Raw genomic sequence first — 18979 nt, 5'->3', positions numbered from 1 at the left:
CTCACTTCTTTAAGCTTCTTTTCTCATTTCTGTGTCGTTTGGTTACCTCAGTACAATATTTATTTCTGCAAGCGATTCATAAAGCCCCGCCATTAAAAAGTTTCTGACAACAGTCCTCCTATATTCTCTTCTGCTTCTGGAGCGTACAATGTCCTCTGGAATATAATCGGCCACTTTCTGAATCACCTCTTTTGAAATAGGTCTTCCCTTTAATCTCTCCTCAATCTCCTTTAATCTTGTAGGAACCGGGGCGATTCCTCCAAACGCAATTCTAACATCTTCAAAATACTGTTTCGTTTTATCAGCTTTTACTAAAAAGGCAGAGTTCACTGCCGAAATACACAAAGAACGTCTAAGTCCTACTTTCTTAAATGCACAACCATAATCCTTTTGTATCGGACAGGAAACGGATTGAATCACCTCTCCTTCCAGCAAAGAAGTCTTTCCTACTCCTTTCACGAATTCAACAGCCGGAATCTCCCTCATTGATACACCGTCCTTATTTTTCATTGCGGTATGAATTACTGCATCCAATGTAAGCAGGGGCGGAATCATATCTCCGCAGGGAGAAGCATTTGCCAGATTCCCCCCGATCGTTGCGATTTCCCGTATCTGCTGATCAGCAAAATAACAGGCAGCATGCCTCAGAATAGGTACATTATCAATGAATTCCGGTTTTTCCAAAAACTGTTGGATTCTGGTATTTGCCCCAATGATTATAGAATCCTTTTTCAGTTCAAATGTTGAGAATTCTTCGATACCACTGATATCGATCACGACCTCGATATCATAGAATGGAGTCCTTTCCTCTGCATAAAGATCTGTTCCTCCTGAAATAAGATCGTAAGAATGCTCATTGTTTTCCATGAGTTCAAAAAGCTCTTCCTTTGATTTGGGCATATAATATTTTTTATATTGAAGCATACAATTACTCTCCTAGTAAGCACCAAGTCAAAGCGGATATTGAAATCCGCTTTGCTCCTTCTTGATGCGGTTTTAACAGGCTTTCCTATTCAGGAATCTTCACAACAACTTTAATCGCGTCATCAATTCTTTCTTTTGAATATTTCAGCGCTGTAAGCAGCTCTGTGAACCCAAATGTATGAGTATGGATCAAGGATGCATCAAACCGTTTTTCACTGATCAGTGAGGCGGCTCTATGTACAGCGCTTCGTCCTTCCCCTCTGATACCAAAGAGAGAAATATTATTCCGTACCAGGGCAGCAACATCAACCTCAACAGGTTTGGACGGGAAGGCTGCCAGGCAGATCCTGCCACCTCTTTTCACCATATTAGCAGCTTCATTGACAGCATTCGGAGCTCCAGAGCATTCCATCACATAATGCACGCCCTCTCCATTTGTAATTTTCTTCACTGCATCGACTGCATTCTCTTTTCTGACATTTACGGTATAATCTGCACCAAGTTTCTTGCCAAGCTCCAGTCTATTATCTCTTGTACCAGTCAGAATAACAGGGTTAGCGCCTAAAGATTTAGCGACTGCGACCGCCATCAGACCGATCGGTCCAGGACCAGTTACGACTACGGATTGACCTGCGATGATACCACCAAGTGTATCCAGACCATACATTGCAGTTCCGGCTGTTACGATCAGTGTTGCCTCCTCATCCGTAACGTTATCCCCAACATGACACAAGGTGTTTACGTTGTTGATCGCATACTCTGCGAAGCCTCCGTCTGTTGTGAATCCATTCGCTCTGTGTCCTTTGTCGTTGCCTTCATAGTTCTTGCCGTAGTTCAGACATGAGGTGTACATTCCCTCACGGCAGCGCTCACAACTGGAACATCCTGCATGGATCTCTACTGCAACTCTGTCACCGATTTTATATTCGTCGACACCAGGTCCCAGCTTCACGACTGTACCCATGTATTCGTGGCCAGGTGTAAATCCCTTGTTGAAAGGCAGGCCGCCCTGAATCATGGCCGGTGGTCCGTTTTCGATGATTTCCAAGTCCGTTGCACAGATCGCTACTGCATCAATTCGGACAAGCACCTCTGACTTTTTAGGCTGCGGGACCGGTTTCTCCTCCAATGTAAGTTCTCCCGGATTCCCGAGAACCCATGCCTTCATCTTTTCTGGAACTTCGTAATTCATAGTATATATCCTCCTTCAAATATCTTTCTTTTCCTTGTATTTTTAACGCTTAAAATCCAATAGTATGTTTGAGTTTCTGTACTCTTTCGCACCAATTACCGACATTCCAGTCTCCAAAAGAACCAAGACCGGAGAGTTCCTCTTTTCCGTAATGTACCGGAATATGTACCAGGGACAGACCGCCATACTCGTATGCCTGTTCAAGTGCCTGTTCAAGCTCTTCTAACGTCTCGCCTCCGTAGAATCCCTTCACGCCCTCTACCGCTTCTGCCATCTGTACATAATCTACTGCGACCGTATCGTCTGTTTTGTACTCTACCTCATATTGTGAATGCTGCAGACTTGTGATCGCACCCATGCGACGGTTGTCGAACAGAACGATCATCCCTCTCAATCCGTGCTCGACTGCATCGATCAAAATCTGTGGATTCATCATAAAGCTTCCGTCACCTGTGAAGGCCATCGGATAATCTTTCCCGCCTTCCAGCGCAAATGCCAGCATGGAGGATACGGCAAATCCCATATAGGAGGAACCTGTATCGCTGATTGTCTGGCCTGGTCTTTCATCTGTTACGATCTGGAAGCCGTTTGCCTGGACATCCCCCGCATCAAATATTTTAATGCAGTCATTACGATCAGCAAAATCCACGGCTTTCTTGATTGCAGCCGGCTCTGTAAGAATTGCTCTTCCACGTTTTTCATCCAGAAGAACAGGATGGTCATATCGTAACTGCTTATAGGCCTCCCACTCCATTTTCTTATTTGTGCACTCTTTTAACCATGCAGGATCAGAAGTCTTATCTTTCACATTTTTTAACATACCGATCAATTTTAAGAGTACTTCCTCGGCATCTCCCTGGATGCGTACAGAATTATTATACTGTGCCAGGTCTTCATATTCACAGTTAATATTTACCATCCTCTTAGCCTTTCGGTAGGCAGTTCCAGAGCTGTCCCATTGACAGACGCCTCTCGCTCCAATGACAATTGCCAGATCACATTCGTTCATCGCATAGTTTCCGCAGATAGAGCCTTTGGAGCCGCCGACACTCATATTGCGTTCTCTGGAATATGGATATAAGCCCGGTACCTGTGGGCCATGAACATATACAGCATCTGTAAGCTCCAAAAATTCATCGAATACCTCTGCTGGAACATGGGCGGCTCCGCCTCCAACCTTAACTGTGATTCTGGATGCATCGCAGATTGCTTCCACCGCAGAATTAAAAAGCTTTTCATCTGTACTTATGACCTTCGATTCCACTGATTTTTCAGGGAACTCAAGCAGATTGCAGTTTTCCATGACTTTAGGCTGAATGTTCATCGGAAGCAGCATATAAAATGGAGAATGCTTTGCCTTTCCATTCACTGCTGCGTCCCCCCTCTTCAAGGCTGTAAATACGGCCTCTGGAGTATGCAACGAATATGCTGGTCCAAGTGTTGATAGAAATCTCAGGAACAGCTCCTGTTCTCTTCTTGGAATCTGTTGCATATTAGGACCTTCGCTGTGACTGGTCTCATCTCCCATCAGGTAATAGATCCCAAGTCCATTGGCCAACGGAACTAAAGATCCTGCGGCGGCCTGTAACGCTCCTGGTCCAATCGAAGTAAATACTGCTGCTGTCTCACCATATTTCCATTTGAGCATCGATGCCGCGTGGGAAGCCTCCACTTCATTTCGGACATTTACCGTTTTCACAGCTTTCTCTTCCTCATAGATACGTAAAACTTCGCCGACATCCGTCATTCCATGGCCGAAAATCCCAATAAAGGTCTTTACCCCCTGATTTATGAAACCTAACACAACCGCTTCACTCAGACTAATGTCTTGAAATTGTTCTAAGCTGCCTGCTTCTACAGCCTTTCGAACTGTGCCATAGGCTTTGATCTCCCTGGCACGTTTTCTTCTCTGTTCAATCATTTCACTCATAATTATTCCTCAATATACGTTTGATTTTTTCTACTTCTGTATTCATATTTTACTTTTCACAAACATTCGTTTTATTTCGTACGCTTTCACCTCGCTTATCCATTTCATCAAATCAAAATTTGTTTCTTTCTTGAGTTTGATTATAGCATAGTGAAATCCTGATACAAAACAGAATCCAAAGGCCTATTGCGCATTATGCAACCTTGTCTATTTTTGACGTTTTGTACAAATGTAAAAGTGTTTTTTTATGCATATTTACCCATATAGGACCATATAAGTTTTTTATAATCATAGGAAAAAATTAGAAAGAAAAAAGAGCTTTTTATAGCAGCTTTACAAGATGAGCAGACTTTTGAAGGCGTCGGATGCCCGCACGGAAGTTAACAAAACACCAAAAAAGGACTGCCTTTCGACAGTCCTTTTCGTATATAAAATCTAATTATGCATTCTTCTTAGCGATTGCAGCCTGAGCAGCAGCCAGTCTTGCGATCGGTACACGGAATGGTGAGCAGGATACATAATCCAGTCCAAGTGTGTTGCAGAATTCTACAGAACTTGGATCTCCACCGTGCTCTCCACAGATTCCGATGTGAAGGTTCGGATTAACCGGTTTTCCTAACTTAATGGACATTTCCATTAATTTGCCGACACCTGTCTGATCCAGTTTTGCAAATGGGTCATTCTCGAAGATCTTAGCGTCATAGTATGCATCTAAGAACTTACCAGCATCGTCACGGGAGAATCCGTATGTCATCTGTGTCAGGTCGTTTGTTCCGAAGCAGAAGAAGTCAGCTTCTTTTGCGATCTCGTCAGCTGTAAGAGCAGCTCTTGGGATCTCGATCATTGTACCAACTTCATACTTTAAGTCGCTTCCTGCTGCTGCGATCTCAGCGTCAGCGGTCTCAACAACAACCTTCTTCACATATTTTAACTCTTTGATATCTCCAACCAATGGAATCATGATCTCTGGGCATACATTCCAGTCAGCGTGTGCTTTCTGTACGTTGATTGCTGCACGGATAACAGCCTTTGTCTGCATCTTAGCAATCTCTGGGTATGTCACTGCCAGACGGCATCCACGGTGTCCCATCATTGGGTTGAACTCATGCAGAGAATCGATGATAGTCTTGATCTCTTCTACTGTCTTGCCCTGAGCGTCAGCCAGTTTCTTAATGTCCTCTTCCTCTGTAGGAACGAACTCATGAAGCGGTGGGTCTAAGAAACGGATGGTTACCGGATTTCCTTCCAGTGCTTCGAACAGTCCCTCGAAGTCTCCCTGCTGTACTGGAAGAATCTTCTCAAGTGCTGCTTCTCTTTCTTCTACTGTATCAGAACAGATCATCTCACGGAATGCATCGATTCTGTCGCCTTCGAAGAACATATGCTCTGTACGGCAAAGTCCGATACCTTCTGCTCCAAGTTCACGAGCCTTCTTAGCATCTGCAGGAGTATCTGCATTTGTACGAACCTTCATTGTTCTGTACTTGTCAGCCCATCCCATGATTCTTCCGAACTCACCAGCGATTGTTGCATCAACTGTCGGGATCAGACCATCATAGATGTTACCTGTAGAACCATCCAGGGAGATTGCATCTCCTTCGTGATATTCTTTTCCAGCAAGTGTAAATTTCTTGTTAGCTTCGTCCATAGCGATGTCGCCACATCCAGATACACAGCATGTACCCATTCCACGTGCAACAACGGCAGCGTGAGATGTCATACCACCACGTACTGTCAGGATACCCTGAGCAGCCTTCATACCTTCGATATCTTCTGGAGATGTCTCAAGACGTACAAGTACGACTTTCTCTCCTCTTGCAGCCCACTCTTTTGCATCGTCAGCTGTGAAGACGATCTTACCACATGCAGCTCCTGGTGATGCGCCAAGTGCTTTTGCAACTGGCTCAGCAGCCTTTAATGCAGCAGCATCGAACTGTGGGTGAAGCAGTGTATCTAAGTTTCTAGGATCGATCATTGCAACAGCTTTTTCTTCTGTGATCATTCCTTCGTCAACTAAGTCACAAGCGATCTTTAAAGCAGCCTGAGCTGTTCTCTTACCGTTACGTGTCTGAAGCATGTACAGCTTTCTGTCTTCGATCGTGAACTCCATGTCCTGCATATCTCTGTAGTGATCTTCCAGTTTATTGCAGATCTCTACGAACTGATCATAAACTTCCGGCATTACTTCATGTAACTGAGAAATCTTCTGTGGTGTACGAACACCAGCAACAACGTCTTCTCCCTGAGCATTCATCAGGAATTCTCCCATGAGCTTCTTCTCTCCTGTAGCTGGGTCACGTGTAAATGCAACACCTGTACCGGATGTCTCACCCATGTTACCGAATGCCATCATCTGTACGTTAACAGCTGTTCCCCATGAGTAAGGGATGTCGTTGTCACGACGGTATACGTTAGCTCTCGGGTTGTCCCATGAACGGAATACAGCCTTGATAGCTCCCATTAACTGTTCCTTCGGATCAACTGGGAAGTCTTCACCGATCTTCTCTTTGTATTCAGCCTTGAACTGCTCAGCCAGTACATGTAAGTCTTCTGCAGTCAGTTCAACGTCCTGTGTAACACCTTTTTCTTCTTTCATCTTGTCGATGAGCTCTTCGAAGTACTTCTTACCAACTTCCATAACTACGTCAGAGTACATCTGGATGAATCTTCTGTAGCAGTCCCAAGCCCAGCGTGGATTGCCTGATTTAGCTGCCAGAACTTCAACTACTTCTTCATTTAAACCAAGGTTCAGGATTGTATCCATCATACCTGGCATGGAAGCTCTTGCTCCTGAACGAACGGAAACAAGAAGCGGATTCTCTTTATCGCCAAATTTCTTTCCAGTAACTTCTTCCATCTTTGTGATAGCATCCATGATCTGATCCATGATTTCATCATTGATCTTTCTGCCATCTTCATAGTACTGCGTACAAGCTTCTGTTGTAATCGTGAATCCCTGCGGTACTGGAAGACCCAAGTTTGTCATCTCAGCAAGGTTAGCACCTTTACCACCAAGCAGGTTTCTCATGGTCGCGTTACCTTCTGTAAACATATAAACCCATTTTGCCATGTCTTAATGACCTCCTAAAAATATTTTTTACAAATAATGTTGCACTAAGTCGCATATAATATTTTAATGGTTTTATTTAGGCTCGTCAAGCATTTTGTACGTAATTTTGACCAATCTTTCGGGGCATTTTTTGTCTAAAATACCCGTTTCTGACAAGTGCCGTTTTTCTATTTGGAATTATTCACAATTTTCTTCTCCATAAACCTAAAAAACTAGGCAAACTCCCTTATAATCGGAAGTCTGCCCGTCCCAACAAACATAAGCCCACTACTTCTTACCGCCGCCTGATATCTGATTTTATCACTTTTTGCCAATCTCCTGTCATGCTTCCTTTAAGAATGCGAGATATCCCTTTAAGGCCTCATACAGATCGGCTTTACTGGACACCTCCCAGGGAGCGTGCATGCTTAGCACCGGAATTCCGCAGTCAATGACCTCCATGCCATAATCCGCCATCAAATAGGCAATAGTACCTCCGCCTCCTCTGTCTACCTTTCCCAATTCAGCCGTCTGGATAACAACTTTGTATTTCTCCATGATCCGCCTTAGTTCGGCAATAAATTCAGGATTTGCGTCATTCCCGCCTGACTTCCCGCCGCTGCCGGAATATTTGTTGAATACCAGTCCATTTGCCAGATAGGCTGAATTTTTCTTTTCGTAATACTCTGCAAACATAGGGTCATAAGCCGCACTCACGTCAGACGAGAGCATCTTTGAGTTTGCCAGCGCCCTGCGCAGCCCCAGTTCCGAATAGCTGCCGCACAGCTCCATCACCTCGGCCAGTGTGTTTTCAAAGAAATGTGACCGCATCCCAGTCGCTCCGGTACTGCCGATTTCCTCTTTATCCACCAGAATGCAGCAGGAGGTACGTCTTGACATTTTCAATTCCAGCAGCGCAATCAGGGAAGTAAATGCACAGCTTCTGTCATCCTGTCCGTATGCCAGGATCATACTTCTGTCGAATCCGCAGTCTCTCGCTTTTCCTGCCGGTACGATTTCCAGTTCCGCAGAGATAAAGTCTTCCTCCTTGATGTGATATTCCTCCCGGAGAATTTTTAAAATAGACCGTTTCACCAGCTCATTTTCCTCCGCAGACGCTTCCATATCTACGATCTCCAGATGCTTTTTCCCCAGTGCCTTGTTCTCCTCCCCTTTTGATGCCGGAAGATTTCCAATCAGAAGGTCCATCTTTTCTGCATCGATAAATTCCTTTACCTTCTTCTCATTTTGTTCTTTTCCCAAATGGGGCAGCAAGTCCGTAATGACAAAGACAGGGTCCTTCTCCTTCTCCCCGATCTTGATCTCCACCTTCGTTCCATCTTTACGTACAACGACTCCATGGATTGCCAGCGGAAGTGCCATCCATTGATATTTCTTCACACCACCATAGTAATGTGTATCCAGATAAGCATTCCCTTGCTCTTCATACAGGGGGACCTGCTTGACATCCAGCCGCGGAGAATCCGTGTGGGCACCCAGGATATTCAGCCCTTTCTCTAAAGGTTCTGAACCGATCTGGAACAAAACCACAGCCTTCTCCATATGGCAGACATACACCTTATCACCCGGTTTCAGAGATTCCTTCGCCTCCTTTACCGTGTCCAGACTGCGGTAGCCCTGGGCCCTGGCAAGTCTGACTGCTGCCGCCGCACATTCCCGCTCCGTCTTGCTGCAGTCAAGAAAATGGCAGTATGCGCGGCAGATCTCCTCCACTCTTTTTTTCTCCTCAGGACTATATGCATTCCATGCATTCTTTCTTTCCATAATATCTCCCCTTTTCTCGGAAAATTCTTTTCATCTGCTTAATCGATCTACCGATGGACAGATGACTCAATCTTATGGATTTCTCAATCCAATCGTTGATATTATGGATGATTTTGGAAGAAAATATACCTGATTGAACAGGAGTCGTTCAATCAGGTATACTTTTATTTTACAGCACGGCTGTAAATCCGCCCGCAGGGCATGGATTACGGGATGCCCTATGGGTATTTCATAATTTTTTATTATTGCATATCCTTCAAAAATGCGCAATAAGCACGGTAAGCCTCATAGATATCTGCCTTGCTTGCGATCTCCCAAGGTGCATGCATACATAACACTGCTACACCGCCGTCGATCACTTCCATACCGAACTGTGCCAGAATAAAGGCGATCGTGCCGCCTCCTCCTGCATCGATTTTGCCCATCTCGGTCATCTGGAAAACCACCTCATTCTCATCGAATACCTTCCTTAACTTGGCGATATACTCTGCATTTGCATCATTAGAACCGCTCTTTCCTCTGGCCCCCGTGTGCTTCTTGATCACAAGTCCCTTTCCAAAGAAGGAGGAAGATTTCTTATCATACACATCCGCATACATCGGATCGTACGCTGCTCCAACGTCGGAGGAGATCATCGTAGAATTTGCCAGTGCATGGCGAAGCTTCAATTCTGAGAAGCCATCCAGCTTATCCAGAAGATCTGCCACTGCATTCTCAAAGAAACGGGACTGCATTCCTGTCGCTCCCACACTGCCTATCTCCTCTTTATCTACCAGAATACAGCAGGAAGTACGCTTTACCTTCTCCTGCTTTAACATCGCTGCCAAAGACGTATAGGCACAGACACGGTCATCCTGACCATAGGACATGATCATGCTCCTGTCGATTCCACAATCCCTGGCCTTTCCTGCCGGAACGATTTCCAGCTCTGCGGACATCAGGTCTTCTTTTTCAAATCCATATGTATCCTTAAGGATCTTCACGATCTGCGCTGCTGCAGCGTCTTTTTCCTCCCCTTTGAGCGGCTTGCTGCCAATGAGGATATCCAGATTTTCTCCTTCTACTACTGTAGCTGCATTCTTCTCCATCTGCTTGCCTGAAAGATGAATCAACAGGTCCGTTACAACAAAAACAGGATCGTCCTCTTTTTCTCCGATGGTGATTTCTACCTTCGTTCCATCCTTTTTGACTACGACACCATGGATTGCCAAAGGGATCGTGACCCACTGGTACTTTTTAATGCCGCCGTAATAGTGGGTATCAAAATAAGCAAAACCACTCTCCTCATACAGTGGATTCTGTTTCAAGTCCATTCTTGGTGAATCTACATGTGCGCCAAGAATATTCATTCCCTTTTCCAATGGCTCTTCCCCGATGTGAAAAAGAGCAATGGATTTTCCCATCCAGGCTGCATATACTTTATCTCCTGTTTTCAGTCCTTCTGCATCAGCAAGGTTTTTATAACCTGCCGCCTCTGCCTGGCGAATCACCTCTGTCACGCATTCCCGTTCGGTCTTACCTGCATCAAGGAATCTCTTGTACTCAGTTGTCAGAGACTTAAGCTCCTTCAATTGTTCTTCTGTGTAGATTTCCCATAAATTCTTGTCCATCATGACCTCCATCATCTCTTACTATATTCCGCTTAATATCAGTTAGGGACGTAACCTTTCAAAAAAGAGTACGTCCCTAAATTGTATCATCCTGTATGAATCCTCCATACGGGATTCCATATATCATTCACTCTTAAAACCTGTCCTTTGCGCACAGCGAAGTAATGTGCACGATCCTAGAAGCTGAGTTTTTCTTCAAAGTAAGCCTTCAGATCTTCGATCTTCACTCTTTCCTGCTCCATAGAATCTCTGTCACGCACGGTAACTGCTCCATCCTCTTCGGAATCGAAATCGTATGTCACACAGAAAGGTGTTCCGATCTCATCCTGACGACGATAACGCTTTCCGATATTGCCGCGGTCATCGAACTCACAGTTGTACAGCTTGGATAACTCAGCATATACTTTTTCAGCACCCTCGTTCAGCTTCTTGGATAATGGAAGCACACCGATCTTCACTGGTGCAAGTGCCGGATGGAAATGAAGGACTGTACGCATGTCTCCGCCTTCCAGCTCTTCTTCATCATATGCACTGCAGAGGAATGCAAGTACCATACGGTCAGCGCCCAGTGACGGCTCGATTACATAAGGAATGTATTTCTCTTTCTTTTCATCATCAAAATAGGACATATCCTGCTTGGAGACCTCCTGATGCTGTGTCAGGTCATAATCTGTTCTGTCAGCAATTCCCCACAGCTCGCCCCATCCGAATGGGAATAAAAATTCCACATCGGTCGTTGCTTTACTGTAGAAGGAAAGCTCCTCTTTATCGTGGTCACGGTATCTGATCTCATCATCCTTCATTCCCAGTGAATGCAGCCAATCAAGGCAGAACTGCTTCCAGTATGCGAACCACTCAAGGTCTGTGCCCGGCTCACAGAAGAATTCCAATTCCATCTGCTCGAATTCTCTTGTACGGAATGTAAAGTTACCAGGCGTAATCTCATTTCTGAAAGACTTACCGATCTGTCCGATACCAAATGGAATCTTCTTTCTGGATGTTCTCTGTACATTTTTAAAGTTTACAAAAATTCCCTGTGCTGTCTCAGGTCTTAAATAGACCGTGTTCTTAGCATCCTCTGTCACGCCCTGGAAAGTCTTGAACATCAGGTTGAACTGACGGATATCTGTAAAGTTATGCTTTCCACAGGACGGACATGGGATATTGTGCTCGTCAATAAATGCTGTCATCTGCTCCTGTGACCATGCATCGACTGCACCCTCAATTGCAATTCCATTGTCCTTGCAGAAATCCTCGATCAGTTTATCTGCGCGGAAACGCTCGTGGCATTCACGGCAATCCATCAGAGGATCAGAGAATCCACCAAGGTGTCCAGATGCTACCCAAGTCTGTGGGTTCATCAGGATCGCACAGTCAACTCCTACATTGTAAGGAGATTCCTGGATGAATTTCTTCCACCATGCCCTTTTTACATTATTCTTCAGCTCTACACCAAGATTGCCATAATCCCAAGTGTTGGCCAACCCTCCATAAATCTCAGAACCAGGGTATACAAATCCCCTTGTTTTCGCAAGAGCTACAATTTTTTCCATTGTCTTTTCTACCATAATACTGCTCCTCACATTCTTTTTTTCATCTCGATTGCTAACTATTATAAGGGCTAATTCCTAATTTTTCAAGCTATTTGGGAATTCATGGGGAAATATTCTTACATTCTGGTTCCTGTTCACAGTCAGATAAAAGTCAGAAGCTATTTGCTGACTTCTATCCAACTAGAACCTTCCACACATTCCGGGCTATAATAGGGTCTCCAGTATTTCCAATGATTTAAATCTCTTATCCACATATACATCCCGGTATCTGTCCATGACTTTTGCGAGCTGTTCCAACACTCCCTCTTTCACATTAAACGTGTAGAGCTTCTCTATTTTACTCGTCTCAATATATTGCATACTATATAAAGTAGACTGATCCAGGCGGATTCCGTCGATAACATCCCTGTCACATTCGCTGCACACAAGTCCGCCCTTTCTGACACTGAATACAGCGGGCCGATCCTTACTTCCACAAGTCACGCACTGGAAAACCTCAGGTCCCTCCCCATTGATCGAATATGCCCGGAGTTCGAATATGTAGCGGATGAGCCTATTGGGGATATGCGGATTGGAAAGAGCCTTTAAGGTCTGATATAAAAGCTTTAGCATCTCCCGCTCATCGTTAAATTCCTTGGTATAATAATTGGCGAATTCGAGAAAATAAAAACCATAGTATGCACCGATCATATCATTCCGCAATTCAGAAAAATAATTGGTGATATTGGCAGACTGGATCGTATGGGAGGTCCGCCCTTCATACATGGTGAATTCCCCAAAGGAAAACGGATTGACCGCCCCCACCAAAGGACTGTTCGGACGTCTGGAGCCTTTGGCGAATGCGGCAATCTTTCCCTGTTCTTTTGTCAAAATCACTACTCTTCTGTCATACTCTCCAACCGGAGCTGTAGACAGCACCATTCCCGTCAGTACAATCTGATTCACAATCTCTTACCCCAATACTTCTTTCCTTTTCAAGTCCTTTTGCTGCCCCGGATGCAGATACAGCGTCATCTTTGCTGCCTGTCATCTTATAATGCAAATAATCCTCCACTTTCCCGGTGGCCGTAAACTGCTGCCAGTATTCCTTCTCCATCAGATCACCTCTGTTTCATAAGTATGCCTTATCAGCCATTCGCAGCTCAATAAGTATATATTTAGGTTCTCCGATATGGCGGCGCAGTATACGACGTAAAATCTGCCAGTACTTTTTCAGCCAAAAGCCTTGACACTAATTTTCATCCTCACGGTAGCCAAAGTTCTTCATCAGAAAATCACTGTCGCGCCAGTTTTTCTGTACTTTGACCCAAAGCTTTAAATTGACCTTGCAGTCCAGCAGCCGTTCAATCTCGAACCGTGCCGTGCTGCCGATTTTTTTCAACATGCTTCCCTGCTTTCCGATAATAATTCCCTTATGAGAATCCCGCTCACAGATGATCGTTGCGTCAATATGCATCACCTTTTTCTGCATCTTCATGCTGTCGATCGCTACGGCGATCCCGTGCGGGATTTCCTCCTGCAGACAGTGCAGAGCCTTCTCACGAATCAATTCTGCTACAATCTGCCGCTCCGGCTGGTCTGTAATCGTATCCTCATCATAGAACTGCGGACCATAAGGAAGGTACTGCATGATGACCTTGACAAGCTCATCCGTGTTATCCCCATTTCTAGCAGAGACCGGAACGATTTCCGCAAAATCATATTCCTTGCGGTAGACATCGATAAAGGTCAGGATTTCCTCTCTCTTTACCATATCGATCTTATTAATGACCAGGATGACCGGTGTCATTACATTCTTCAGCTTCTCTATAATATGCTGTTCGCCCGCACCGATAAAATCAGTTGGCTCCACGAGCCACAATACCACATCGACTTCGTTCAGAGTCTTCTCTGCCACATTCACCATATACTCGCCAAGCTTATTCTTTGCCTTATGTATCCCCGGTGTATCTACAAATACAATCTGCCCCTCATCCGTCGTCAGGACCGTCTGGATACGGTTCCTTGTCGTCTGTGGCTTATTTGACGTAATCGCGATCTTCTGCCCGATCAACTGATTCATCAGCGTAGATTTCCCCACATTCGGACGTCCAATCAAAGTTACAAAACCTGACTTGTAATTTTCGTTCATACATTCTCCTCTCATTTACACATCATATGATCTTTCATGATAAGGGACAAAGCGGATATTCAAAATCCGCTTTGTCCTTTCCTTGGTGAGGTTAAAATAAATTTTTCACCTCGATAAACAGCTCTTTCTGTTCCTCAATCTTCTCTTCTCCACCGATCACGCAGAGCAGATCTGCTGCCAGCACGGCCTCTACCACTTGTGCCAGCCTGCGTATATCTTCCTGTTGTGCTTCCAGAATCTGCATCCTCTCTTTTTGAATCATCTCCTTTGAGACATGATTCATATACAGGTTCATGGAACGGTCTCCTTTTGCTGCAGGAGTCATCGGACGGTCAATATTGCTGATCGTACCGATCACATATTTATTCATGTCCCGATCATCTACAGTAAAATTCTTCAGGTAATCCACGATTCCTTCATAGACCTCGATCGTTTTCTCTAAATTCGGGTCACGGTAAGAAATGAAGTACCCCTCACCGATTCTGTTGAAGCTGCTCATACAGCCATATGCACCGCCCTTTACGCGGACATTCTGCCACAGATAATCGTAGCTTAAGATTACTTTTAAAATCTGGAGCGCTCCGTCATAATCCACGCCCCTGTCAATAAAGTTCCCGACTCTTGCCACATACTGCACCTTCGAGGATGTCTTGAAGCCTTCATTTTTCTTCTCACAGTGTATGATACATGGAGTCTCCTTAGTCTTAGGCTCTTCATGCAGGCTTTGTGCTATCTTTTTGATCTCCTGACAAGCTGGCTTAAGCCCCTCTTCTGACGCTGTATAGCTTACCATCATATTGTCTGCTCTAAAAAGCGTTGCTGCCAACTCTTTTAGGTTCGCGATCAGTTCGTCCTTCTTTTCCTCAAAATGCTCTTCGATTTCTTTGATCACCTGATAGTAACCGATTCCATCCACATCATCCTTGAACTTCGCGAGCGGAGAATCGTAGGACAAAGCCCGCAATGCTGCTGTCGTATGCCCGGAGGATAAGAAGCTCATCTGCAGCCTGGACTTGAGCATTGCCAGGATTTCTTTCAGACGCTTCTCATCATCTAACTTCGACTCCATCAAAATCTCGCGCATCATTTGAAAGAGCACATCCAGCTTCGGATACAGTGCCTTACCTTTGATCTCGAACGTCGCGCGGAATTCTTTTTCTTTGGCCTTGGTCACATCAGCATACAATTCCAAGGATGTCCCAATCCCTCCTGTATGCACATTGATCTCATTGAACAGTTCTCCATACTCATAATGGTTCGTATCGATCATTCCTAAGACTGCCTGCAGAATTCCTGCATATGCAAGCTTCTCCTGAGGCACGCCAGACAGATCGAACATCAGGGTGACATAACCGATCCCGTTGGTATCCACACCATGGTAGATCGTTTTCGTCCCGTCCACGTCTTTTTCCTCATTATAAATAGGAGCTATCTCTCTGGAAATGTCTTCCCTGCCCAGGACTGGAATCTTCTCCATATCCTCCTTCGAATCTTCCTCTTCCTGATACTCGACCAGTGCCTTTGTATCCTCGACCAGCTTCTTAACCTCCGCTTCACTTAAGCTCAACTTATAGCTTTGAAGTTTTTCCTCCAGAGCCTTGTCCATACGGGCAGTCCTTCCCTTTTCCGGCTTCACGATCACAATGGATGCGTGGGGATTATCCAGCAGATATTGTTGAATCAACTGCTCAAAATATCCGGTGTTGATCTGCTCTTTTAAGAACTCGAACGTCGGAAGCGCCTGCATGTGGATAAATGGCTTTTCATCGTCATACAGCCAACTGTCAAATAACTGAAGACCATACATAAGCCCTTTTGGATAATTTCCAAAGTCAGCCTCACGGAAACGGAACTCGTGATAATTGATTCCTGCCTCAAGGGCTTTTTTATTGATTCCATTCTCCACCAGGTCTTTCAAAGTACCCTCGATCACCCGGATAAAGTCTTCCTTCTGATCAAGATTGGCATTCTTCGCGATCACAGAAAAAATCGGCTGCAGAATTCCATTGTCATAGGAGCCCATAATATCCTTTCCAATTCCTGCATCCACAAGCGCCTTCTTTAACGGTGCGCCCGGTGCGGACAAAAGCGCATAGTCCAGAATCTGGAACGCCAGATAAAGCTTTTCATCCAGACTTGTCCCAATGACCTTATTATAGGAAAGGTACGTATTATCTTCCTCAGATTCCTCGCTGGAAATAGAGTATTCCATCTCCAGCTCTTTTACTTGGTCAAAGGGCTTCTGGTAACGAATCGCGGAATCCACCTCGATCTGATTGAACTTGCTCAAATACTTCTTATCCAGCCAGTCCAGCTTTTCTTCCATATCCATGTCGCCATACAGATAGATATAGCTGTTGGACGGATGATAGTACTTCCTGTGGAAATCCAGGAACTGCTCATAACTCAGTTCAGGAATCACATCCGGGTCTCCGCCGGATTCATTCGCATAGGAAGTATCCGGGAACAGGGAGTTGAGCACCATCCGGTCAAGCACGCCCTCTGGTGAGGAAAAGGCTCCCTTCATCTCATTATATACCACGCCGTTATACTTAAGCTTCGCATCTTCCTCATCTAGCTGATAGCTCCAGCCTTCCTGACGGAAGATCTCCTCGTGCTCATAAATATTCGGATAAAGCACTGCATCCATATAAACATGCATCAAGTTCTGGAAATCCTTGTCATTGCAGCTTGCCACAGGATATAGGGTCTTGTCCGGGTAAGTCATGGCATTTAAAAATGTGTTCAAGGAACCTTTCACCAGTTCTACAAATGGGTCCTTTACCGGAAACTCCTTAGAGCCACACAGAACGGAATGCTCCATGATATGCGGAACGCCCGTGCTGTCAGACGGGGGCGTACGGAACCCAATCGCAAATACTTTATTTTCATCATCATTTTCCATTAAAAGGACTCTTGCCCCACTCTTTTTATGTTTGAAAAGATAGCCTTTCGATTTTAAATCGGATAGATCTTCCTGCTGCATCAATTCATATGCATCCAAATCAAAAATACTCATAGTACACCTCTCTTTTTTATTCGATTCTCCTATTATAGCATCTTCCCAAACACAATAAAAGGGGGCTATCTCTTATCTTGCTTCCACATCTTTTGTAGCTACGATATCGACCCCTGTGCCTGCCACATTTTTAAGGATCACATCTCCGATCCTCACAGGCGCTATGGCTTCCACATTTTTGAGCGCTCTTAAGCAGCCAAATATCTTCCCTTTCGGAATGTCTGATTTTGTCTTTACAGGTACTCTTTCGGCCGTACCGTTCTTCACCTTCACCGTAGTGGTTACGATCCGGGTCGGATCTGTCACTTCTTTTCTTGCATAGCGTTCCCCTTTTGTACAGGTATTCCCACTTACAGACAGGACTTCTTCGCCCTCCATCTCGACCTGCATCACACATCCCATCGGACAGCCGATGCAGACTAATTCTTTCTTCTCCATCTTCTATGCCTCCTCAATCTGAATCGTCATCTCTGCGTTTTTCGGCACATTCGCGAACCAAGACTCCTTGAGCTTTATTTGCTCCATTTCTCCCGGTGCCATCACAGGACGTTTCCGGTGCAGCAGCCGTTCGCCATTCAAATATACATTAATATAACAGTTATAGTATACCCTACCTACCCTAAAACGGACAACCTGTTCTTCCTGCATCCGGTCAGGATGAATGATGGACGGAACGGTATAGCGGACGCCTCCTGTGGGAATAAGCGACACGGCTGCCTGGCTCTGCCCATGGTAAGGATCAGCCTCTTCTTTTCCATATATGTTCTCTTTTTTTAAGAACTTATCCACATACCGAGCTGCATTTTTCCCCGCAGCAGCAGCCTCCTCCGACACAAAATCAACAAGATCATGCACATGCAGTACATTTCCGCAGGCAAAAACACCTTCTACATCCGTTTCCAGGCTCTCATCCACAATCGGCCCGGAGGTCACAGGATTCAACGTAACCCCTATCTGGGAGGATAATTCATTTTCCGGGATCAGTCCTACCGATAAGAGAAGGGTATCGCACTCATACTCCTCTTCTGTTCCCGGAATCGGGACTCCTTTTTCATCGACAGCCGCCAATGTAATTCCTTCCACCCGTTCTTTTCCCTTGATATCAATGACCGTATGGCTCAGCTTCAAAGGAATTCCAAAGTCATCCAGACACTGTACAATATTCCTCTTTAATCCTCCTGAATACGGCATCAGCTCAGCTACCACCTGCACGCTGGCCCCCTCCATTGTCATTCTTCTGGCCATAATCAGACCGATATCTCCTGAACCCAGGATTACGACCTTTCTGCCCGGCAGTAAGCCCTCAATATTGACCAGACGCTGTGCAGTTCCTGCTGAATAGATTCCTGCAGGCCGGTATCCGGGTATGTTCAAAGCACCTCGCGGCCGCTCTCTGCACCCCATCGCCAGTATCACTGCCTTGGCCTGTATCTGATACATTCCCTTTTCCCGGCTCATTGCGGTAATGACCTTTTTTCTGTCGATGTCCATGACCATCGTATGCAGGCGGTATTCAATCCCCAATTCCTCAACCTGGCTGATAAAACGTGCCGCATATTCCGGTCCTGTCAATTCTTCTTTAAATGTATGTAGACCAAATCCATTGTGAATACACTGGTTCAGAATTCCCCCCAGCTCTTTATCTCTTTCCAGTATCAGGATTTGGCCTGCTCCTGCGTTTCTTGCAGAAACTGCTGCCGCCAGCCCAGCGGGGCCGCCTCCGATAATTACGATTTCATATTGTTCCATTTTGCTGCCTCCTATCATCTATCTGATCTCACACTGT

The 18979-nt window shown here is 45.2% G+C and carries 13 protein-coding genes; all 13 read right to left on the bottom strand.

Annotated features, from left to right (window positions below; all coding sequences use genetic code 11):
* Positions 1-42: 42 nt before the first annotated feature.
* The 13 genes from HGO97_RS21050 to HGO97_RS20990 all read right to left on the bottom strand — a co-directional run bounded on the left by HGO97_RS21050 (position 43) and on the right by HGO97_RS20990 (position 18942).
* Complete coding sequence (locus HGO97_RS21050; RefSeq protein ID WP_216244970.1) at positions 43-924, bottom strand: FAD binding domain-containing protein; 882 nt, start codon at positions 922-924, stop codon at positions 43-45.
* Positions 925-1009: 85 nt separating this feature from the next.
* Complete coding sequence (locus HGO97_RS21045; protein ID WP_216244968.1) at positions 1010-2116, bottom strand: zinc-dependent alcohol dehydrogenase; 1107 nt, start codon at positions 2114-2116, stop codon at positions 1010-1012.
* A 49-nt stretch (positions 2117-2165) separates the two neighbouring features.
* Positions 2166-4046, bottom strand: a complete 1881-nt coding sequence (locus HGO97_RS21040) for a thiamine pyrophosphate-dependent enzyme (protein ID WP_216244967.1) — start codon at positions 4044-4046, stop codon at positions 2166-2168.
* Between the two features lie 439 nt (positions 4047-4485).
* Complete coding sequence (gene ppdK, locus HGO97_RS21035; protein WP_216244966.1) at positions 4486-7116, bottom strand: pyruvate, phosphate dikinase; 2631 nt, start codon at positions 7114-7116, stop codon at positions 4486-4488.
* 321 nt (positions 7117-7437) lie between these two features.
* Entirely contained in the window at positions 7438-8880 is a 1443-nt protein-coding gene (locus HGO97_RS21030; RefSeq protein ID WP_168866408.1) for an aminopeptidase, read from the bottom strand.
* A gap of 242 nt (positions 8881-9122) precedes the next feature.
* Positions 9123-10493: an aminopeptidase gene (locus HGO97_RS21025; protein ID WP_174805372.1), complete on the bottom strand. Its 1371-nt coding sequence runs from the start codon at positions 10491-10493 to the stop codon at positions 9123-9125.
* Between the two features lie 173 nt (positions 10494-10666).
* Positions 10667-12058, bottom strand: coding sequence for a glycine--tRNA ligase (locus tag HGO97_RS21020; RefSeq protein ID WP_168866410.1), 1392 nt, complete (start codon positions 12056-12058; stop codon positions 10667-10669).
* A 189-nt stretch (positions 12059-12247) separates the two neighbouring features.
* The gene (gene recO, locus HGO97_RS21015; RefSeq protein ID WP_216244993.1) at positions 12248-12964 is read right to left on the bottom strand and encodes a DNA repair protein RecO; all 717 of its coding nucleotides are present in this window, start codon (positions 12962-12964) and stop codon (positions 12248-12250) included.
* Positions 12930-13139, bottom strand: coding sequence for a hypothetical protein (locus tag HGO97_RS21010; RefSeq protein ID WP_216244965.1), 210 nt, complete (start codon positions 13137-13139; stop codon positions 12930-12932). The genes recO and HGO97_RS21010 overlap by 35 nt, the downstream gene beginning before the upstream one ends.
* Positions 13140-13274: 135 nt before the next feature.
* The gene (gene era / locus HGO97_RS21005; RefSeq protein WP_216244964.1) at positions 13275-14174 is read right to left on the bottom strand and encodes a GTPase Era; all 900 of its coding nucleotides are present in this window, start codon (positions 14172-14174) and stop codon (positions 13275-13277) included.
* Between the two features lie 91 nt (positions 14175-14265).
* Complete coding sequence (locus HGO97_RS21000; RefSeq protein WP_216244962.1) at positions 14266-17193, bottom strand: insulinase family protein; 2928 nt, start codon at positions 17191-17193, stop codon at positions 14266-14268.
* A gap of 72 nt (positions 17194-17265) precedes the next feature.
* Entirely contained in the window at positions 17266-17631 is a 366-nt protein-coding gene (locus HGO97_RS20995) for a DUF1667 domain-containing protein (protein WP_216244960.1), read from the bottom strand.
* A 3-nt stretch (positions 17632-17634) separates the two neighbouring features.
* Positions 17635-18942 (bottom strand): NAD(P)/FAD-dependent oxidoreductase, encoded by a 1308-nt coding sequence (locus HGO97_RS20990; protein ID WP_216244958.1) that lies wholly within the window; start codon positions 18940-18942, stop codon positions 17635-17637.
* Positions 18943-18979 lie beyond the last annotated feature (37 nt).

It is taken from the genome of Faecalicatena faecalis, from assembly GCF_012524165.2.
Classification (GTDB): domain Bacteria; phylum Bacillota; class Clostridia; order Lachnospirales; family Lachnospiraceae; genus Faecalicatena_A; species Faecalicatena_A faecalis.
The sequence above is the reverse complement of the archived record's forward strand: the minus strand, read 5'-3'. Positions and strand labels throughout refer to the sequence as shown.

Coding starts and splice junctions, on each gene's coding strand:
- HGO97_RS21050 (WP_216244970.1), bottom strand. CDS start 924: ATGCTTCAATATAAAAAATATTATATGCCCAAATCAAAGGAAGAGCTT.
- HGO97_RS21045 (WP_216244968.1), bottom strand. CDS start 2,116: ATGAATTACGAAGTTCCAGAAAAGATGAAGGCATGGGTTCTCGGGAAT.
- HGO97_RS21040 (WP_216244967.1), bottom strand. CDS start 4,046: ATGAGTGAAATGATTGAACAGAGAAGAAAACGTGCCAGGGAGATCAAA.
- ppdK (WP_216244966.1), bottom strand. CDS start 7,116: ATGGCAAAATGGGTTTATATGTTTACAGAAGGTAACGCGACCATGAGA.
- HGO97_RS21030 (WP_168866408.1), bottom strand. CDS start 8,880: ATGGAAAGAAAGAATGCATGGAATGCATATAGTCCTGAGGAGAAAAAA.
- HGO97_RS21025 (WP_174805372.1), bottom strand. CDS start 10,493: ATGATGGACAAGAATTTATGGGAAATCTACACAGAAGAACAATTGAAG.
- HGO97_RS21020 (WP_168866410.1), bottom strand. CDS start 12,058: ATGGTAGAAAAGACAATGGAAAAAATTGTAGCTCTTGCGAAAACAAGG.
- recO (WP_216244993.1), bottom strand. CDS start 12,964: ATGGTGCTGTCTACAGCTCCGGTTGGAGAGTATGACAGAAGAGTAGTG.
- HGO97_RS21010 (WP_216244965.1), bottom strand. CDS start 13,139: ATGGAGAAGGAATACTGGCAGCAGTTTACGGCCACCGGGAAAGTGGAG.
- era (WP_216244964.1), bottom strand. CDS start 14,174: ATGAACGAAAATTACAAGTCAGGTTTTGTAACTTTGATTGGACGTCCG.
- HGO97_RS21000 (WP_216244962.1), bottom strand. CDS start 17,193: ATGAGTATTTTTGATTTGGATGCATATGAATTGATGCAGCAGGAAGAT.
- HGO97_RS20995 (WP_216244960.1), bottom strand. CDS start 17,631: ATGGAGAAGAAAGAATTAGTCTGCATCGGCTGTCCGATGGGATGTGTG.
- HGO97_RS20990 (WP_216244958.1), bottom strand. CDS start 18,942: ATGGAACAATATGAAATCGTAATTATCGGAGGCGGCCCCGCTGGGCTG.